The 17,447-nt window shown below is 67.9% G+C and carries 16 protein-coding genes; 9 read left to right on the forward strand and 7 right to left on the reverse strand.

Translation table 11 applies throughout. The annotated features are described in order from the left end of the window. Positions 1 to 9 precede the first annotated feature (9 nt). Positions 10 to 1,290 carry a serine--tRNA ligase gene (serS, locus tag ARC23_RS00080; protein WP_057495330.1) on the reverse strand — a complete coding sequence of 427 codons (1,281 nt, stop codon included), beginning with the start codon at positions 1,288 to 1,290 and terminating at the stop codon, positions 10 to 12. A 113-nt stretch (positions 1,291 to 1,403) separates the two neighbouring features. On the opposite strand from serS, the gene ARC23_RS00085 reads away from it, so the two are divergent. Next, positions 1,404 to 2,039, forward strand: a complete 636-nt coding sequence (locus ARC23_RS00085; RefSeq protein ID WP_057495331.1) for an energy transducer TonB — start codon at positions 1,404 to 1,406, stop codon at positions 2,037 to 2,039. A 119-nt stretch (positions 2,040 to 2,158) separates the two neighbouring features. Beyond that, positions 2,159 to 2,719: an energy transducer TonB gene (locus ARC23_RS00090; RefSeq protein WP_057495332.1), complete on the forward strand. Its 561-nt coding sequence runs from the start codon at positions 2,159 to 2,161 to the stop codon at positions 2,717 to 2,719. A 135-nt stretch (positions 2,720 to 2,854) separates the two neighbouring features. Here the strand turns inward: ARC23_RS00090 and aroA are convergent, their stop codons facing one another. The 4 genes from aroA to ARC23_RS00110 all read right to left on the reverse strand — a co-directional run bounded on the left by aroA (position 2,855) and on the right by ARC23_RS00110 (position 7,664). Then, positions 2,855 to 4,162 carry a 3-phosphoshikimate 1-carboxyvinyltransferase gene (aroA, locus tag ARC23_RS00095; protein WP_057495333.1) on the reverse strand — a complete coding sequence of 436 codons (1,308 nt, stop codon included), beginning with the start codon at positions 4,160 to 4,162 and terminating at the stop codon, positions 2,855 to 2,857. Between the two features lie 76 nt (positions 4,163 to 4,238). Beyond that, positions 4,239 to 5,438: a prephenate dehydratase gene (gene pheA / locus ARC23_RS00100; RefSeq protein ID WP_057495334.1), complete on the reverse strand. Its 1,200-nt coding sequence runs from the start codon at positions 5,436 to 5,438 to the stop codon at positions 4,239 to 4,241. Between the two features lie 51 nt (positions 5,439 to 5,489). Then, positions 5,490 to 6,575: a 3-phosphoserine/phosphohydroxythreonine transaminase gene (gene serC, locus ARC23_RS00105; RefSeq protein ID WP_057495335.1), complete on the reverse strand. Its 1,086-nt coding sequence runs from the start codon at positions 6,573 to 6,575 to the stop codon at positions 5,490 to 5,492. Positions 6,576 to 6,857: 282 nt separating this feature from the next. Further along, positions 6,858 to 7,664 (reverse strand): FHA domain-containing protein, encoded by an 807-nt coding sequence (locus tag ARC23_RS00110; protein WP_057495336.1) that lies wholly within the window; start codon positions 7,662 to 7,664, stop codon positions 6,858 to 6,860. Positions 7,665 to 7,789: 125 nt separating this feature from the next. Here ARC23_RS00110 and ARC23_RS00115 point away from each other — a divergent pair, with 125 nt between their 5' ends. From ARC23_RS00115 to ARC23_RS00125, 3 genes are all read left to right on the forward strand, one after another. Beyond that, positions 7,790 to 8,065, forward strand: coding sequence for a polyhydroxyalkanoic acid system family protein (locus ARC23_RS00115; protein WP_057495337.1), 276 nt, complete (start codon positions 7,790 to 7,792; stop codon positions 8,063 to 8,065). Between the two features lie 80 nt (positions 8,066 to 8,145). After that, a complete protein-coding gene (locus ARC23_RS00120) occupies positions 8,146 to 8,637 on the forward strand; it encodes a phasin family protein (RefSeq protein ID WP_057495338.1) in 492 nt (163 codons plus the stop codon). A gap of 236 nt (positions 8,638 to 8,873) precedes the next feature. Beyond that, positions 8,874 to 9,887: a restriction endonuclease gene (locus ARC23_RS00125; protein ID WP_057495339.1), complete on the forward strand. Its 1,014-nt coding sequence runs from the start codon at positions 8,874 to 8,876 to the stop codon at positions 9,885 to 9,887. A gap of 40 nt (positions 9,888 to 9,927) precedes the next feature. On the opposite strand, the gene hutC is transcribed toward ARC23_RS00125, so the two are convergent. Both hutC and ARC23_RS00135 read right to left on the reverse strand, forming a co-directional pair. After that, entirely contained in the window at positions 9,928 to 10,656 is a 729-nt protein-coding gene (gene hutC, locus ARC23_RS00130; RefSeq protein WP_057495340.1) for a histidine utilization repressor, read from the reverse strand. A gap of 28 nt (positions 10,657 to 10,684) precedes the next feature. Next, a complete protein-coding gene (locus tag ARC23_RS00135) occupies positions 10,685 to 12,055 on the reverse strand; it encodes a formimidoylglutamate deiminase (RefSeq protein WP_057495341.1) in 1,371 nt (456 codons plus the stop codon). A 67-nt stretch (positions 12,056 to 12,122) separates the two neighbouring features. Between ARC23_RS00135 and hutI the strand changes: the two genes are divergently transcribed. The 4 genes from hutI to hutU are packed head-to-tail and all read left to right on the forward strand — an operon-like array spanning position 12,123 to position 17,399. After that, positions 12,123 to 13,346, forward strand: coding sequence for an imidazolonepropionase (gene hutI, locus ARC23_RS00140; protein ID WP_057495411.1), 1,224 nt, complete (start codon positions 12,123 to 12,125; stop codon positions 13,344 to 13,346). Continuing rightward, the gene (gene hutH / locus ARC23_RS00145; protein WP_057495342.1) at positions 13,343 to 14,884 is read left to right on the forward strand and encodes a histidine ammonia-lyase; all 1,542 of its coding nucleotides are present in this window, start codon (positions 13,343 to 13,345) and stop codon (positions 14,882 to 14,884) included. Before hutI ends, hutH begins: the two co-directional genes overlap by 4 nt. Continuing rightward, complete coding sequence (gene hutG / locus ARC23_RS00150) at positions 14,881 to 15,735, forward strand: N-formylglutamate deformylase (RefSeq protein ID WP_057495343.1); 855 nt, start codon at positions 14,881 to 14,883, stop codon at positions 15,733 to 15,735. The genes hutH and hutG overlap by 4 nt, the downstream gene beginning before the upstream one ends. Continuing rightward, positions 15,732 to 17,399 (forward strand): urocanate hydratase, encoded by a 1,668-nt coding sequence (hutU, locus tag ARC23_RS00155; protein WP_057495344.1) that lies wholly within the window; start codon positions 15,732 to 15,734, stop codon positions 17,397 to 17,399. The genes hutG and hutU overlap by 4 nt, the downstream gene beginning before the upstream one ends. Positions 17,400 to 17,447: the final 48 nt, after the last annotated feature.

Genomic DNA, 17,447 nt, shown 5'->3' on the forward strand with positions numbered 1-17,447 from the left:
CGCCGGCTATCAGCCGATGGTTTCCAGGCCACCCATGTACGGGCGCAGGGCCTCCGGCACGGTGATGCTGCCGTCGGCGTTCTGGTAGTTCTCCATCACCGCGATCATCGCGCGGCCAACGGCCACACCCGAGCCGTTCAGCGTGTGCGCCAGCTCCGGCTTGCCGGTGGCCGGGTTGCGCCAGCGCGCCTGCATGCGACGGGCCTGGAAGTCACCACAGTTGGAGCAGGAGGAGATCTCGCGGTAGGTCTCCTGCGACGGCAGCCAGACTTCCAGGTCGTAGGTCTTCACCGCCGAAAAGCCCATGTCGCCGGTGCACAGCAGCACCTTGCGGTACGGCAGGCCCAGCTTTTCCAGCACCACTTCAGCGCAACGGGTCATGCGCTGGTGTTCAGCATCGCTGTCTTCCGGGCGGCAGATCGAGACCAGCTCGACCTTTTCGAACTGATGCTGGCGGATCATGCCGCGCACGTCGCGGCCACCGCTGCCGGCCTCGGCGCGGAAGCACATCGAGTGCGCGGTCATGCGCAGCGGCAGGCGCTCGGCGTCGACGATCTCATCGCGCACGATGTTGGTCAGCGGCACTTCCGAGGTCGGGATCAGGTAACGCGTGGAGTCGCCCACGGCGGTCTTGAACAGATCGTCCTCGAACTTCGGCAGCTGGCTGGTGCCACGCAGTGAATCGGCGTTGACCAGCAGCGGCACGTTGGTTTCCTCGTAGCCGTGCTCGCCGGTATGCAGGTCGACCATGAACTGGGCCAGAGCGCGGTGCAGGCGCGCGATCGGGCCACGCAGCACGGTGAAGCGCGAACCGGACAGCTTGGCCGCGGTCTCGCCGTCCAGCCAGCCGTTACGGGCGCCGAGCTCAACGTGGTCGAGCACCTTGAAATCGAACTGGCGCGGGGTACCCCAGCGCGCCTGCTCGACGTTGTCGTTCTCGTCGGCACCGGCCGGCACGTCATCGGCCGGCAGGTTCGGAATGCCCATCGAGATCGCTTCGATCTTCTCGCGCAGCTCATCCAGGGCCACTTCCGAGGCCTTCAGCTCATCGGCGAAGGCAGCGACCTCGGCCATGATGGCCGAGACGTCCTCGCCCTTGGCCTTGGCCTGGCCGATGGCCTTGGAACGGCTGTTGCGCAGGCTCTGCAGCTCCTGGGTCCGCACCTGGATGCGCTTGCGATCAGCCTCCAGGGACTCCAGGGCAGACACGTCGAGCTCGAAGCCGCGGCTGGTGCGCAGGCGTTCGGCGAGGTCGGCGGGCTGGTGGCGGAGCAGGGCTGGATCAAGCATGGCAGGCGTCGTGGTGGGTGTCAGGGATGGGATTATCGCCTGTTATACGGATTTCTGCCGCCCGGTTCATTCCCGCCGTGGCAGAATCGGGGCATTCCGTACTGGTCCGGTCCATGTCTGCACCCCGCTCGTCGTCCGCCAAGTCGTTCACTGTGCATATCCCGCGCAACGCGCTGAAGATCGCCGGCATCGCCTTCGGCGTGGGCGTGCTGCTGTTCGTGGTGGTCTGGCTGACCGGCCGCGACAAGGAGTTCTTCCGCGCCGACCCGGCCGCACAGACCCCGCAGGAGACCGCCCAGGTGGAACCGCTGCCGGAACCACTGGCCGCCGCCGCCGGGTCCAGCGACATGCCTGATGCCAAACCGGCGCCGGTGGAGGAAGAAGCACCGAAGCTGGTGGAAACCGCCCCGCCGCCGGCCCCGGTCGCCGAAGCAGCCCCGGCCGCTGCGGGCCCGGCGCCAGCCGTGGCCGCCAACAGCCAGCCGATGCCGATTGCCGGCCAGTCGCCACCGCCGTCCTACCCTGCCGCCGCCCTGCGCGCCGGTGAGACGGGTAGCGTGGTGGTGCGCGTGGATGTGGACGCCACCGGCTATCCCAACAACGCGACGGTCATCCAGCGCAGCGGTTCACGCGAGCTCGACCGTGCCGCCACCGATGCCGTGCGCCGCTGGCGTTTCACCCCGGCGCACAGCAATGGCCAGCCTGTACCGGGCAGCATTGAAGTGCCGTTCGACTTCAAGACCCAGTAACTGAATGTAGTCCGGCAGGCAAACTGAACCCTGCCGGTGGCGTTGACGCAGCACTGACACTTCCGGACCGCGGCTCGGGCAACACTCTGCACGTCGTCAATTGACGGAAGGAGTTTGCGATGACCGCCGCCACCCACGAGAACCTTCATTCGACGCACGACACCCACGCGCAGCAGCGGCCGACGTCGCCCTGGATGTGGATCGCGCTGATCGCGGCGATGTTTGCTGCCGCGCTGCTGTGGCTGCGCCACGCCAACCCGGACGAGGTGGCACCGGCGCCGGTCAGCGAGCGCATGCTGCCGGCCGCGCAGCAGCCGATGGCCGATGCCGCCGCGCCTGCCATCGAGCAGGCGGCTCCGGCCGCCGCCCACACCCGCGCAGCACCAGCGGTGCGCAACCGCGAGGCGCGCCCGCTGGCCAGCAACAGCAAGCCGACCTACCCGGCAACGGCACTGCGCAATGGCGTGCAGGGCAGCGTGGTGGCCAGCCTCAATGTCGATACCCGCGGCCAGGTGACCAACGCGACGATCGTTTCGCGCAGTGGCGAGCGTAGCCGTGATCTTGATCGTGCGGTGCTCAGCACCGTGCAGAACTGGAAGTTCCAGCCCGCGGTGCAGGATGGCCGCGCAGTAGCCAGCGTGGTGCGGGTCCCGGTGGACTTCCGCACCGAGCAGCGTTGATCGCGGACGAGGGGTTCGTGATGTTTCGACGGAGGCTTCGGCCTCCGTCCTTTTGTGCGGAAAGCGTGCCAACCCAGGTTGGCACCTACCGGGCAATGCGATCCGCCGGGGATGGCCCGGCGGTCCCGATGCCGCTCAGGCCAGGTTGAACCCGGCGCTGCGGGCCAGACCATCGAAATCCGGGAACGAGGTAGCGACATTGGCGACATCGTTGATGCGCACCTCGCCCTCACTGATCTGGCCGGCAATGGCAAACGCCATGGCGATACGGTGGTCGCCGTGGCTTTCGATGGTGCCGCTGCCCAGGCGCACACCGCCGTGCAGGGTGGCACCATCTTCGGTTTCATCCACCTGCATGCCCAGCGTGCGCAGGCCATTGGCCATCGCCGCGAGGCGATCGGATTCCTTCACCCGCAGTTCGGCCGCACCGGTGACCACGGTCTGGCCTTCGGCGGCGGCCGCCGCCACGAACAGCGCCGGGAACTCGTCGATCATGTCCGGCACCAGCGCTTCCGGAATGCGGGCGCCCTTCAGTGGGGCGTAGCGCACCACCAGATCCGCGACGGGTTCACCGCCCTGCTCGGCCGGATTCTCTTCGGTGATATCCGCCCCCATCAGGCGCAGCGCGTGCAGCAGGCCGGTGCGGCGCGGATTCAGGCCGACCTGCCTCAGGCGCAGCTCGGAACCAGGAATGATGCTGGCGGCCACCAGGTAGAACGCGGCCGAGGAAAAATCGGCCGGCACCACGATGTCGGTGGCACGCAGTCGCTGTCCGCCGCGCAGGCGCGCCTTGCCCGGTGAAAATTCGATGTCCACACCGAACGCCGACAGCATGCGCTCGGTGTAGTCGCGGGTCGGATGTGGTTCGGTCACGCAGGTTTCGCCCTGCGCGTACAGGCCGGCCAGCAGCACCGCCGACTTGATCTGCGCGCTGGCCACCGGCGAGGCGAAGTCGATGCCGTGCAGCGCCTGGCCACCATGCACCTGCAGCGGCGGCGTGCCGTCGTCCTGGGTATCGATCTTCGCGCCCATCTGCGACAGCGGGCCGGTCACGCGGCGCATCGGACGACCGGACAGCGACTCATCGCCGATCAGCGTGCAGTCAAACGCCTGCCCGGCCAGCAGGCCGGCCAGCAGGCGCATGCCGGTGCCGGCATTGCCACAGTCCAGCGCTGCATCCGGCGCTTTCAGGCCGTCGATGCCAACGCCATGGACGATGCGCTGCGACGGGCTGGGCGTTTCGATGCGCACGCCCAGCTGGCTGAAGATGCGCGCGGTGGCGCGGGTATCTTCGCCCTCCAGGAAGCCCTCGATATGCGAGGTGCCGTCGGCCAGCGCAGCAAACATCACCGAGCGGTGCGAGACCGACTTGTCGCCGGGAATGGTCAGGCTGCCCTGCAGCGGCTGGCCCTTGCGGGCGATCCAGTGTTGCGCGTTGCTCATCGTTCGATCATTCCGTAAACGCCGGCAATGCCGGCGATGCATCAGGGAGCGGCGGCCACAGCCACCGCGGCATCACTCAGGGTACGGCCACCGGATAGGAACCCAGCACCTTGATCTGCGCCGAGTGCGCTTCCAGTTCGGCCAGCGCGGCCTGCATCGGCGCATCGTCGATGTGGCCAGCCAGGTCGATGAAGAAGCCGTATTCCCACTTGCCGTGGTGCGACGGGCGCGACTCGATGCGGTTCATGCTGATGCCGTGGCGGGCGAACGGGCTGAGCACATCGAACAGCGCGCCGGGCTTGTCATGGATGAACACCAGCACCGAGGTGCGGTCGTGGCCGGAGGTCGGGAAGATGTTGCGCCCGACCACCAGGAAACGCGTGGTGTTGTCGGCATCGTTCTGGATCGGCTTGGTGACCACCTTCTTCAGGCCGTATACGTGGCCGGCACTTTCGCCACCGATGGCCGCCGCGTCGTCAGCATTGCGCGCCCGGCGCGCACCTTCGGCATTGCTCGACACCGGGATCTTCTCGGCCTTCGGCAGGTTGGCGCGCAGCCAGGCCGAGGTCTGCATGAACGACTGCGGATGCGCATAGATGCGCTCGATGTCCTCGATGCGGCCGCTGCGCGACATCAGGTACTGCTGCACGCGCAGTTCCACTTCACCGCAGATCTTCAGGTTGGAGGTCAGGAACATGTCCAGGGTGATCTGGATGGTGCCCTGCCCCGAATTTTCTACCGGCACTACGCCGAAATCGGCGTTGCCGGCTTCCACTTCCTGGAACACCTCTTCGATGCTGGCCATCGGCAGGCCCAGCGCCGAGCGTCCGAAGTGCTTGAGCACGGCCTGCTGGCTGAAGGTACCTTCCGGGCCGAGGTAGCCGATCTTCAGCGGCTCCTGCTGGGCCAGGCAGGCCGACATGATCTCGCGATAGACATGCACCAGCAGCTCGTCGCTGAGCGGGCCTTCATTGCGGTCCACCACCATGCGCAGCACCTGCGCTTCACGCTCGGGGCGGTAGTAATCGACGGCGGCGGCCAGCTTGCCCTTGGCCTTGCCGACCTGGTGGGCAAAACGCGCGCGCTCGGCAATCAGGTTCTGGATGTCGCGGTCGATCTGGTCGATCTTCGAACGCACGTCGGCCAGTGCCAGTGGCGCCAGGGTGGGCGCCGGATTGGATGCGGCCTTGCTCTTGGCGAGGCGCTTGGGCGCGGCACTGTCCTTGGCCGGTTCGGCCTTCTTCGGCGCCTTCTTGCTGGATTTGCTGCTTGCCATCGGAATTCCTTGTTGCGGGGCCCGCACCCGACGGTGCGCGCCGTTCATTGCTCAGCCGTGACGCTGCTGGAAATCGGCCATGAAGGCGACCAGCGCCTCGGCCCCGGCCAGCGGCAGGGCGTTGTACAGCGAAGCGCGGATGCCACCGACCACCTTGTGGCCCTTCAGCGCCAGCAGGCCGGCGGCCTTGGCTTCGGCAACGAAACGGGCATCCAGATCAGCGTTGGGCAGGAAGAACGGGATGTTCATCCGCGAACGCGCGGCGTGTGCGACCTCGTTGCGGTAGAAGCCGCCGGAACCATCGATGGCGCCGTAGACCAGCGCCGCCTTGGCGGCGTTGCGCCGGGCGAATTCAGTCACGCCCCCTTCGGCCAGCATCCACTTGAACACCAGGCCGGCCAGATACCAGTTCCAGGTCGGCGGGGTGTTGAGCATCGAATCGCGGGCAACGTGCGAGCGGTAATCAAAGATGTCCGCGCGCGGCTGGCCACTGCGTTCGAGCAGGTCGCGGCGGATGATCATCACCGCGATGCCGACCGGGCCCAGGTTCTTCTGCGCGCCGGCATAGATCACACCGTAGCGGCGCACATCCAGCGGCTCGCTGGCGATGGACGAACTGAAATCGGCGATCAGCGGCACATTACCGGTATCGGGCACATCACCGAACTCGACGCCATGGATGGTCTCGTTGGCGGTGATGTGCACATAGGCCGCATCGGGCGAGAGCTGCCAGTCCGCGCGCGGCGGCAAGGTGCGATAGCCATCGGCCTCGCTGCTGGCGGCGATATTGACGTCCACGTAGACGCCTGCCTGCTTGACCGCGGTCTTGCCCCAGTGGCCGCTGACCACGTAGTCGGCGCGCTGGCCTGGGCTGGCGAAGTTGAGCGGGATCAGCGCCTGCTGGGTGGTGGCGCCACCAGACAGGAACAGCACCGCGTAGTCGTCGGGGATATCGAGCAGGCGACGCAGGTCGGCCTCGGCCTCGGCGGCCACGGACATGAATTCCGCACCGCGATGGCTCATTTCCACGATGGAGGCACCTGAGCCGTGCCAGTCCAGCATTTCCGCCTGCGCTTGGCGCAGGACCGATTCCGGCAAGGTTGCAGGGCCGGCACTGAAGTTGAACGCGCGCGTCATGTCACACCTGTGGGGCAAGACCCCTAGTATGCCGCAGTGCACCAGCCTTGCGGCCTTGTGCGGCAAGGGAAATTTGGTTTCATTGGAATCCATTGGCCGCCAGCATGGCCCCGGTAGTCGCCGACCTTGGCCGGCGTACGCCGTCAGGCGTCATTCCCTCCTGGAGAGCGTGCCGACCAAGGTCGGCACCTACCAAAGCCGTGCGCTGCCAGGCTTCATGACCCCTGATGGAACGTGCCGACCAAGGTCGGCATCTACCAGGGCAGACCCAGCGGATTCAGATCAGCGCGCGCCGAACCAGAGCAGCAGGCTGAGCAGCGCGGCCAGCAGCAGTGCACTGACCAGCAGCCACGGCCAGCGCCGGACCTTGCGTGGCGCAGCAGGCATCACTGGCGCCTGCTCGGCCTCGTGACTGGCGTCGTCCTCGTCCGGCTGCGACCGCCGACGCGGGTCGTGCGGCACTTCCAGCACGAAACGGTGCTGGCCATCGAATACCACCTGGTCGCCGGCCTGCAGCCAGCAGTGGCGCACGGCCACGCCATTGACGCGGGTGCCGTCGGCACTGCCGAGGTCGCGCAGCAGTACGCGCTCGCCGTGCACTTCCACCCGCGCATGCTGTTCGGCGAAGGCCGGATCGTCGATGGCGATGTCGGCGTCGTTGCCGCGGCCGATCAGGCGTGCACGCGACAACGTGAAGCTGCGTCCATGGTGCAGGCCGCCGACCCCGCGCAGCAGGCGCTGCTGTTCGTCGCTGGCCTCATCATGCTTCGGCGCAGGCGCCTGCAGCAGGCTCTCGACCTCGCCCTGCAGCACCATCTCCACGCCATCGACGTACACCGCATCGCCTGCACGCAACAGCGCCATCCGACGCACCGGCCGACCGTTCACGTGGATGCCGCGGATACCGTTGCCGACCTGCAGCCAGAGGCCGCGATCGTCCATGCAGAACTGCGCCAGCAACAGCGCACCGTGACCGGCATCGCCCAGCCGCACGCTGCCGTTGGCCTGGCGCACGATGCGCTGCACCCCGGGCCGCAGGGGCTGGTCGGGCTGTTGTTGTTGACTGAAGTGAACAAGCAGGTTCTGCACGCGGCGCAGCCTAGCAGGTTGGCCGCCAACGAAGAAGAACCTGCGATGAGTGCTTGGCGCGGACGCCCCCGATGCGCACAATGCTCGCCCTCTCTGATCATCCCCGCCCAGCGCCAGGAGCCTGCATGTCCAACATCGATGTCCGCCACGCCCACGCCCTGCCCGACGCACAGGCGCGCGCCGCGATCGAGCAGGTCGCCGCCAAGCTGTCCGAGCGCTTCGGCCTGAAGTCGTCCTGGACCGCCGATGTGCTGAACTTCTCCGGCAGCGGCGTGGACGGTGCGATCGAGCTGCAGCCGGGCGCCGTGCGCGTCACCGCCAAGCTGGGCTTCCTGCTGTCGGCGATGAAAGGCATGGTGGAAGGCGAGATCCAGCGCGTGCTGAAGGAAAAGCTGGGCTGAATCCCTGCGGCGGCCGTCACGGTCGTACAACGCCATCGCGCGCTACTCTCGGGGCAGGCCCAACTCCCACGGGAAGTGCGATGAACCGTTACGAAAACGACGACCGCCGCGACGACGACGCCTCGTTTGGCGACCAGGCCGAGCGCTTCTCGCGCAAGCTGAGCGATTCGGCCCAGCAGGTCTGGCTGGCCGGGCTCGGTGCTCTGGGCCGCGCCCAGGCCGAAGGCAGCCGCTTCTTCGATGGCCTGGTGAAAGAAGGCGAAGCCTGGGAAGCCCGCCGCCGTGAGCGCCAGGGCGACCAGGGCCCGGGCTGGCGCGACAACGTTGAATCGTCACTGGACGAAGCGCGTGAGAAGGCCTCCGGCACCTGGAACAAGGTCGAGAGGGCATTCGAGGACCAGGTGCAGGGTGTGCTCAAGCGCCTGCATGTGCCCACCGCCGACGAAGTGACCGCGCTGGAAGCCCGCATCGATGCCCTGCATGCGCGCCTGGCCAAGCTGGAAAACCGGGCAGCTTCGGGTGCAGACGCCCCCGCACCAGGCAGCCATCAGTCGCCGGACAGCGTGCCTTGATCGGCGATTGTTGCAATGCAATAAAATCTGGTTGACAATCGCGAGCAACCCGCCAATCGCTTCGGCTGCCGTTTGTTCCCTCCCCTCACGGCTTCAGGATTGGCGGGTTTTTCGTGCCTGCAGTACGCCGATCTGAGCGTTTGATCACATTTGGTGTCAGGAACCTCCTGACCCAGCGGGGCGGTGCGACCATTACACTGTCGTCTTCCGCACTCCCCCTTCCGCGCACCTCCCGCATGCTCCCCTGGATTCTGGCCCTGCTGTCGGCCCTGCTTGTCTGTTCCCTGGCCGTTGTCTATCTGTGGTGGATCAAGCGGCGCCAGAAGGAGATGCAGCTCGGTCTGCAGGCCCTGGCAGGGATGCACTGGCGCGAATTCTCGGTGCTGGTCAAGCGCATGCTTCGCGAGCAGCGCGGGTTGCGCGAACTGAACGATCCGGCCGAGGACGCGCGTGAGCCGAGCAGCGATTTCGTGCTCAGCGACGGCCCCAACCAGTGGCTGGTGTCATGCAAGCACGGCCTGGCCTACCGTATCGGCACTGCCGCAGTGAACGAACTGGGCGCCGCCGCGCGCCTGGCCGGCGCCAGGGGCGGCGTGCTGCTGACCGAGGGGCGGATCGAACGCGACGGCCGCGCCGCCGCCGAGAAGCAGGCCGTTGAAGTGCTGGATGGTCCGCGCCTGTGGCCGCTGTTGCAGCCTTACCTGCCAGGTGACATCGAGACGCGCGTGCGTGCCGGTGCACGCCACGAGGCGCTGCGCCGGATCGCTATCGCCGCGCTGGGCTCGGTCACTCTGGGCCTGCTGGTGGGCGTGGGTCTGCAGGGCCTGCATAGGGACAGCGCCGAACCGGCTGCTGCGGCGCCGGTGACCCCGACCGTGCCTGCTGAACCGGCCCGCCAACCGGCTCCGGTGGCCACGCCGGTTGCCATGCCCCCCCTGCCCACGCAGGTCTCCGCGGCCGCGCCGGCGCCCACCGATGCGCACAGCAACCCCAACCCGGATGCAGCCACCCTGGATCGCTACCAGGCCGATCTGGCCCGTGCCTTGGCTGGCAAGCCCGGCATCGCCAGCGGCGTCTGGCTCACCCGCCAGACCCTGGCCATCAACCGCACCGGCGAACTGGATGCGGTATGGCCGCTGGTCTGCGAGGAAGTGCTGCACTACCCGGCCCTGCGCAATGTCCGGATCCAGCTCAATGCCCGCCCCGGCGTGGACGAGCCGGTGCGCTGGCGGCAGTGCGCTACGTATTGATGGGGTGTCCGTAGATCCACGCCATGCGTGGATGGAATCCCTACCGCGCGCCCGGCGCGAAGCGCGCGACCAGGTCCCAGGCGTCGCCGAGGAACACCTGGCGCACGCGGGTGATCGGCTGTTCGCCGCGCCAGGTCAGGCGTTCGATCACCAGGCAGGCGGTGCCGGGCTTCACATCAAGCAGCTTGGCAGTGGCAGTATCCGCGCCCCAGGCACTGATGCGGTGCTGGGCACGGGTCCACGACACGTTCTGCAGCAACCAGCTGCCCGGCGCGGTCATGCCGAAGTCGACGTCCAGCACCTCGGGCACGCCCACCGGGCTGATCAGGCGATGCTCCAACGCCAGCGGGCGACCATCGGCCAGATGCAGGCAGCGCATCGCCAGCAGGTTTTCCTGGCCGGCCAGCTCCACCTCGCCGGCATTGCCGGCATCGGCCAGGCGCAGCTCGCGCTGCAGCAGACGATAGGCGTACTGGTGTCCGCGCGAGCCGACTTCCATCGCGATATCGGGAATCTCCAGCGCCACCTGTTCCAGGTGCGGTGGCTGCCGCGCCACGAATGAACCCGCACGACGGCGGCGTTCGATCATGCCGCTCTCGGCCAGTGCGGTCAGCACCTTGTTCACTGTCATCCGCGAGCAGCCGTACTGCTCCATCAGCTCGTGCTCGTACGGAATCCGGAATCCCGGCGCCCATTCTCCGCTGAGGATGCGGCTTTCCAGATCGCTGCGGATACGCTGGTTGAGCGTGGCGGACTTGCTGGCCTTCACGTAATGGGGTCTCGGTAGCGGGAGGCGATCAGCCCAGCACGCCACGCAGGGCGGCGGCGAAGGCGGTGGTGATCGCCTCGCGCTGCAGGTGGCGGCCCTGGGCCACGCATTGGCGGCCATGGCGCCAGACCGATCGCAGCGCGCCATTACGTGCGGCGAACACCCAGCTGTCAAGCCATGCGTCATCCTGTCGCGCCTGCAGCGCCGGGTGCCCGGCATCCAGTTCGACCAGGTCGGCACTGGCGCCGACCTGCAGGCCGGCGGCCACGCCCAGCGCCTGTGCGCCACCGAGCAGCGCCCCCTCGAACAGGAAGCGGCCGGTGCTGCGGGTGGCATCCGGGGCCAGTACGTTGCGCCCGCGCAGGGTCAGCCGCTGGCCGTACTCGAGCAGGCGCAGTTCTTCGGCCGCATCGATCAACACATTGGAATCGGAGCCGACACCGAAGCGGCCACCCTCGCGCGCGAACGCCTGCATCGGGAACAGGCCGTCGCCCAGGTTGGCTTCGGTGATCGGGCACAGGCCCGCCACCGCCTGGCTGGCCACGATGGCGGCGCGCTCGTCATCGGTGATATGGGTGGCATGCACCAGGCACCAGCGCGCATCCACCGGCGCATGGTCGTACAGCCACTGCACCGGACGCTGGCCACTCCAGGCCAGGCAGGCCTCGACTTCACGCACCTGCTCGGCGATATGGATGTGCACCGGGCCGTCGGTCAGCGGCAGCAGCGCGCTCAATTCCTCGCCGGTGACCGCACGCAGGCTGTGCGGGGCGATGCCGAGCACGGCGTCGGGCAACGCGGCCAACGCCGGCTTGGCGGCGTCCAGCAGCTGCGCGAAACCGTCCACATCGTGGATCAGGCGGCGCTGCGCTGGATTCGGCGGCGCCCCGCCGAAATCGGCATGTGCATAGAACACCGGCAGCAGGGTCAGGCCGATACCGGTCTGGTCGGCGGCGGCGGCAATCCGTGCACTCATTTCGGCGCGGTTGGCGTAGGCGTGGCCGTCGGCGCCGTGGTGCAGGTAATGGAATTCGCCGACGCGGGTGAAGCCGCTTTCCAGCATTTCCATGTAGGCCTGGGCGGCAATGGCCTGCACCGCGTCCGGGCGCAGATGGGCCAGGAAGCGGTACATCAGCTCGCGCCAGCTCCAGAAGCTGTCACCGTCACCGCCGCCGATCTCGGTCAGGCCCGCCATGCCACGCTGGAACGCGTGGCTGTGTAGGTTGGGCAGGCCCGGCACCAGAAGGCCGACGCGGGTATCACCGTCCTGCGCGCCCTGCCCGATGCTGATCGCGGCGATACGGCCGTCCTGCACCTGCAGGCGGACGTTACGGGCCCAGCCGTCGGCCAGCAGGGCATGGGCGGCATGGAAACAGTGCGGGGAACGCGAATCGGACATGGCTGGACAACCCGAAATGGACACCTATATTGTATAGACATATAAGCACAGCCGCGTTGTGGATGCCATGCACGTCGATACTCTCTGGTCCAACGTCCACCTGATCACCCTCGATGGCGAAGGGCTGGGTGTCATCCGCGATGGCGTCCTGGCCTGCGCCGACGGCCGCATCGCCCATGTCGGCGCGGCCGGCAGCGATGCCCACCTGCAGCCGACCACCCGCATCGACGGCGAGGGCCGCTGGATCTCGCCGGGCCTGATCGACTGCCACACCCACCTGGTCTACGCCGGCAACCGCGCCAACGAATTCGAGCAGCGCCTGCAGGGCGTCAGCTATGCCGACATCGCCCGTGCCGGCGGCGGCATCGTCTCCACCGTGCGCGCCACCCGCGCCGCCACGCCAGAGCAGCTGGCCCGCGAAAGCCGCCCACGGTTGCTGGCGATGCGCGCCGAGGGCGTGACCTCCCTGGAGATCAAGTCCGGCTACGGCCTGGCCCTGCCCGACGAACGCAAGCAGCTGCAGGTCGCGCGCGCGCTGGGCGAGCAATGCCGGGTCAACGTGGTGACCACCTTCCTCGGCGCACACGCGATTCCGCCAGGCCGCGAAGCACAGGAATACACCGACGAGGTGTGCAACGTGATGATTCCGGCCATCGCCGCCGAAGGCCTGGCCGAAGCGGTGGACGTGTTCTGCGAGAACATCGCCTTCTCGCCGGCGCAGGCGCGGCAGGTCTTCGAAGCGGCGCGCGCCAACGGGCTGGCGGTGAAGATCCACGCCGAGCAGCTGAGCAACCAGCACGGCGCCGAACTGGCCGCCAGCTTCGGTGCCCTCTCAGCCGACCATATCGAACATCTGGACGACGCCGGCATCGCCGCGATGGCCGCCGCCGGCACCGTGGCCGTGCTGCTGCCCGGCGCCTTCTATTTCACCCGCGATACCACCCTGCCGCCGATCGCGGCGTTGCGTGCGGCCGGCGTGCCGCTGGCGCTGGCCACCGACAGCAACCCCGGCACTTCGCCGCTGACCAGCCCGCTGCTGGCGATGAACATGGGCGCCACCCTGTTCCGCCTGACCGTGGACGAGTGCATCGCCGGCTTCACCCGTGAAGCGGCGCGTGCGCTCGGTCGCAGCGACCGCATCGGCCGCCTCGCCGTGGGCCTGGACTGCGACCTGGCGATCTGGGACATCGACGCGCCCGCCGACCTGGTCTATCGCATTGGATTCAACCCGCTGCACGCGCGCGTGGTGCGCGGACAGCCCGACCTGCCTGCCTCCTGGAGCAACACATGAGCAACACCCTGGTACTTCGCCCCGGCCATGTCACTCTCGCCCAGTGGCGGCAGGTTTATCGCGGTGCGCCGCTGGCACTGGACCCTGGCGCGCTGCCGGTGGTGCGCGCCAGTGCTGCGGCCGTCGCTGCCATCGTCGCCAAGGGCGCGCCGGTGTATGGCATCAACACCGGCTTCGGCAAGCTGGCCAGCGTGCGCATCGAGCGCGAGGACCTGGCCACCCTGCAGCGGAACATCGTCCTCTCGCATGCCGCCGGCGTGGGCGAACCGATGCCAGCCAGCGTGGTGCGCCTGATGATGGCGCTGAAGCTGGTCAGCCTGGCGCAGGGGGCTTCGGGCATCCGCGAGGAAACCCTGCTGCTGCTGGAAGCGATGCTGGTCAAGGGCGTGCTGCCGGTGGTGCCCGCGCAGGGCTCGGTCGGTGCCTCGGGTGACCTGGCACCGCTCTCGCACCTGGCCAGCGTGATGCTGGGCGTCGGCGAAGCCTTCATCGGCGGCGAGCGCCTGCCGGCGGTCGATGCGCTGGCACGCGCCGGCCTGCAGCCGATCGAACTGGGCGCGAAAGAAGGCCTGGCGCTGCTCAACGGCACCCAGTTCTCCACCGCCTATGCGCTGGCGGGCCTGTTCGAGATCGAGACTGTGTTCCAGGCCGCGCTGGTCACCGGCGCGCTGTCGGTGGAAGCGGCCAAGGGTTCCGACACGCCCTTCGACCCCCGCATCCACGCCATCCGCGGCCAGCGCGGGCAGATCGCCACCGCCGCCACCCTGCGCACGCTGATGCAGGGCTCTGACATCCGCGAATCGCACCGCGACAACGACGTGCGCGTGCAGGACCCATACTGCCTGCGCTGCCAGCCACAGGTGATGGGCGCCGCACTGGACATCCTGCGCCAGGCCGCCACCACGCTGGAAATCGAAGCCAACGGCGTGTCCGACAATCCGCTGGTGTTCACTGATACCGGCGAAGCGCTGTCCGGTGGCAACTTCCACGCCGAGCCGGTGGCCTTCGCCGCCGACATGCTGGCGATGGCGGTGTGCGAGATCGGTTCGATCAGCGAGCGCCGCCTGGCGATGCTGGTCGACCCGGCACTGTCCGGCCTGCCGGCGTTCCTGACCCCGCGCCCGGGCCTGAATTCCGGCTTCATGATTCCGCAGGTGACCGCCGCCGCGCTGGTCTCGGAAAACAAGCAGCGCGCCTACCCGGCCAGTGTTGATTCGATCCCGACCTCGGCCAACCAGGAAGACCATGTGTCGATGGCTGCACATGGCGCGCGCCGCCTGCTGCAAATGGCCGAGAACGCCGCCAATGTGATCGGCATCGAGCTGCTGGCCGCCGCACAGGGCTGCGACTTCCACGCCCCGCTGCGCTCCAGTGCCGCACTGGAAAGCGTGCGCGCCACCCTGCGTGCGCAGGTGCCGACGCTGGAAGAAGACCGCTACTTCCACCCGGACATGGTGATTGCCACGAATCTGGTGCGCAGTGGCGCGCTGGCGCAGGGCCTGACCGACCTGCTGCCAACCGTGGAACCGCAGGCATGAATACCCATCCCGAATGGCTGACGGTGCACGAGGGCGACGCCCCCCTCATCGTCAGCTTCCCGCATACCGGCAGCGAGCTGCCGCACGACCTGATCGGCGACTACCACTCGCCGTGGCTGGCCCGCCGCGATGCCGACTGGTGGGTGCATGAGCTGTACGACTTCGTGCGTGGCATGGGCGCGACCACGGTGCGCTCGGCGATCTCGCGTTCGGTGATCGATCTCAATCGTGATCCCAGCGGGGTGTCACTGTACCCGGGCCAGAACACCACCGGCCTGTGCCCGCTGACCACCTTCGACAACCAGCCGCTGTACCACGCCGGGCGCGAACCGGATGACGCGGAAATCGCGCGCCGCCGCGACACGTATTTCCTGCCTTACCACGATGCGCTGGCTTCGCAGATCACCCGCCTGCGTGCTCGCCACGGTACCGTGGTGGTGTATGACGCGCATTCGATCCGCTCGCACATCCCGCATCTGTTCGACGGTGAGCTGCCGCAGTTCAACCTGGGCACCGCCGGCCCGTCCGGCGCGCCCGACACGTCCTGCGACAACGCCCTGAGCGATGTGGTGGAAAACCTGCTGAAGATCAGCGGCATGAGCCAGGTGCGCAACGGCCGCTTCAAGGGCGGCTGGATCACCCGTCACTACAGCAACGTCGCCGGCGGCGTGCACAGCCTGCAGATGGAGCTGGCCTGCCGTGGCTACATGCACGAGCCCCTGCCCGACCAGGTGGACGAGCACAGCTGGCCCACCCCGCTCGACCCCGACCACGCCGCACCGCTGCGCCACACGCTGGCGCAGGTGCTCAATGCCTGCCTTGAATTCGCTACGAACCGGAGCGCCGCATGACCCGCAACGACCCGTCCCGCACCCTCGCCGCGCCGACCGGCACCACGCTCAATGCCAAGAGCTGGCTGACCGAAGCACCGCTGCGCATGCTGATGAACAACCTGCACCCGGATGTGGCCGAACGCCCGCAGGAACTGGTGGTGTACGGCGGCATCGGCCGCGCCGCACGCGACTGGGAAAGCTTCGATGCCATTGTCGAGACGCTCAAGCGCCTGGACGATGACCAGACCCTGCTGGTGCAGTCGGGCAAGCCGGTGGGCGTATTCCGCACCCACGCCGATGCACCGCGCGTGCTGATCGCCAATTCCAACCTGGTGCCGCGCTGGGCCAACTGGGACCACTTCAACGAGCTGGATAGGAAGGGCCTGGCCATGTACGGCCAGATGACCGCCGGCAGCTGGATCTACATCGGCGCGCAGGGCATCGTGCAAGGCACCTACGAGACCTTCGTTGAAATGGGGCGCCAGCATTTCGGTGGCGACCTGACCGGAAAGTGGCTGTTCACTGGCGGCCTGGGTGGCATGGGTGGCGCACAGCCCCTGGCTGCCGTGATGGCCGGCGCCTCCTGCCTGGCCGTCGAGTGCCGCAAGAGCAGCATCGACATGCGCCTGCGCACCGGCTACCTGGACACCTGGACCGACAATCTGGACGAAGCGCTGCGCCTGATCGACGAGTCGTGCAAGGCTGGTGCGCCGAAGTCGGTGGGCCTGCTCGGCAACGTCGCCGATGTGCTGGCCGAACTGCTGGCGCGCGGAGTGAAGCCGGACCTGTTGACCGACCAGACCTCTGCGCACGACCCGGTGAATGGCTACCTGCCACAGGGCTGGACGGTCGAGCAGTGGGACGAGAAGCGCGTGAGTGCACCGAAGGAAGTGGAGAAGGCCGCGCGTGCCTCGATGGCCAACCACATCCGCGCCATGCTCGGCTTCCACGCGCTGGGCGTGCCCACCGTGGACTACGGCAACAACCTGCGGCAGATGGCGCTGGAGGAAGGCGTGGCCAATGCCTTCGATTTCCCCGGTTTCGTGCCGGCCTATATCCGCCCGCTGTTCTGCCGTGGCATCGGCCCGTTCCGCTGGGCCGCGCTGAGTGGCGACCCGGAGGACATCGCCAAGACCGACGCCAAGGTGAAGGAACTGATTCCAGACAACCCGCACCTGCACCGCTGGCTGGACATGGCGGCCGAGAAGATCAAGTTCCAGGGCCTGCCGGCACGCATCTGCTGGGTCGGCCTGGGTGATCGCGATCGTCTGGGCCTGGCGTTCAACGAGATGGTGGCCAACGGCGAACTGAAGGCGCCCGTGGTGATCGGCCGTGACCACCTGGACAGCGGCAGCGTGGCGTCGCCGAACCGCGAAACCGAAGCGATGGCCGACGGCTCCGATGCGGTGTCCGACTGGCCACTGCTGAACGCCCTGCTCAATACCGCCAGTGGCGCAACCTGGGTCTCGCTGCACCACGGTGGCGGCGTCGGCATGGGCTTCTCGCAGCACGCCGGCATGGTGATCGTCTGCGACGGCACCGAGGCAGCGGCCAAGCGGATTGGCCGCGTGCTGTGGAACGACCCGGCCACCGGCGTGATGCGCCATGCCGATGCGGGCTATGAGATCGCGATCGACTGCGCGAAGGAAAAGGGACTGGATCTGCCGGGGATTCTGGGCTGATCCAAGGGGTGCCGGCCAGCGGCCGGCACTACCGCAAGGCACCTGTAG

The sequence above is a fragment of the Stenotrophomonas beteli genome, from assembly GCF_001431665.1.
GTDB classification, from domain to species: domain Bacteria; phylum Pseudomonadota; class Gammaproteobacteria; order Xanthomonadales; family Xanthomonadaceae; genus Stenotrophomonas; species Stenotrophomonas beteli.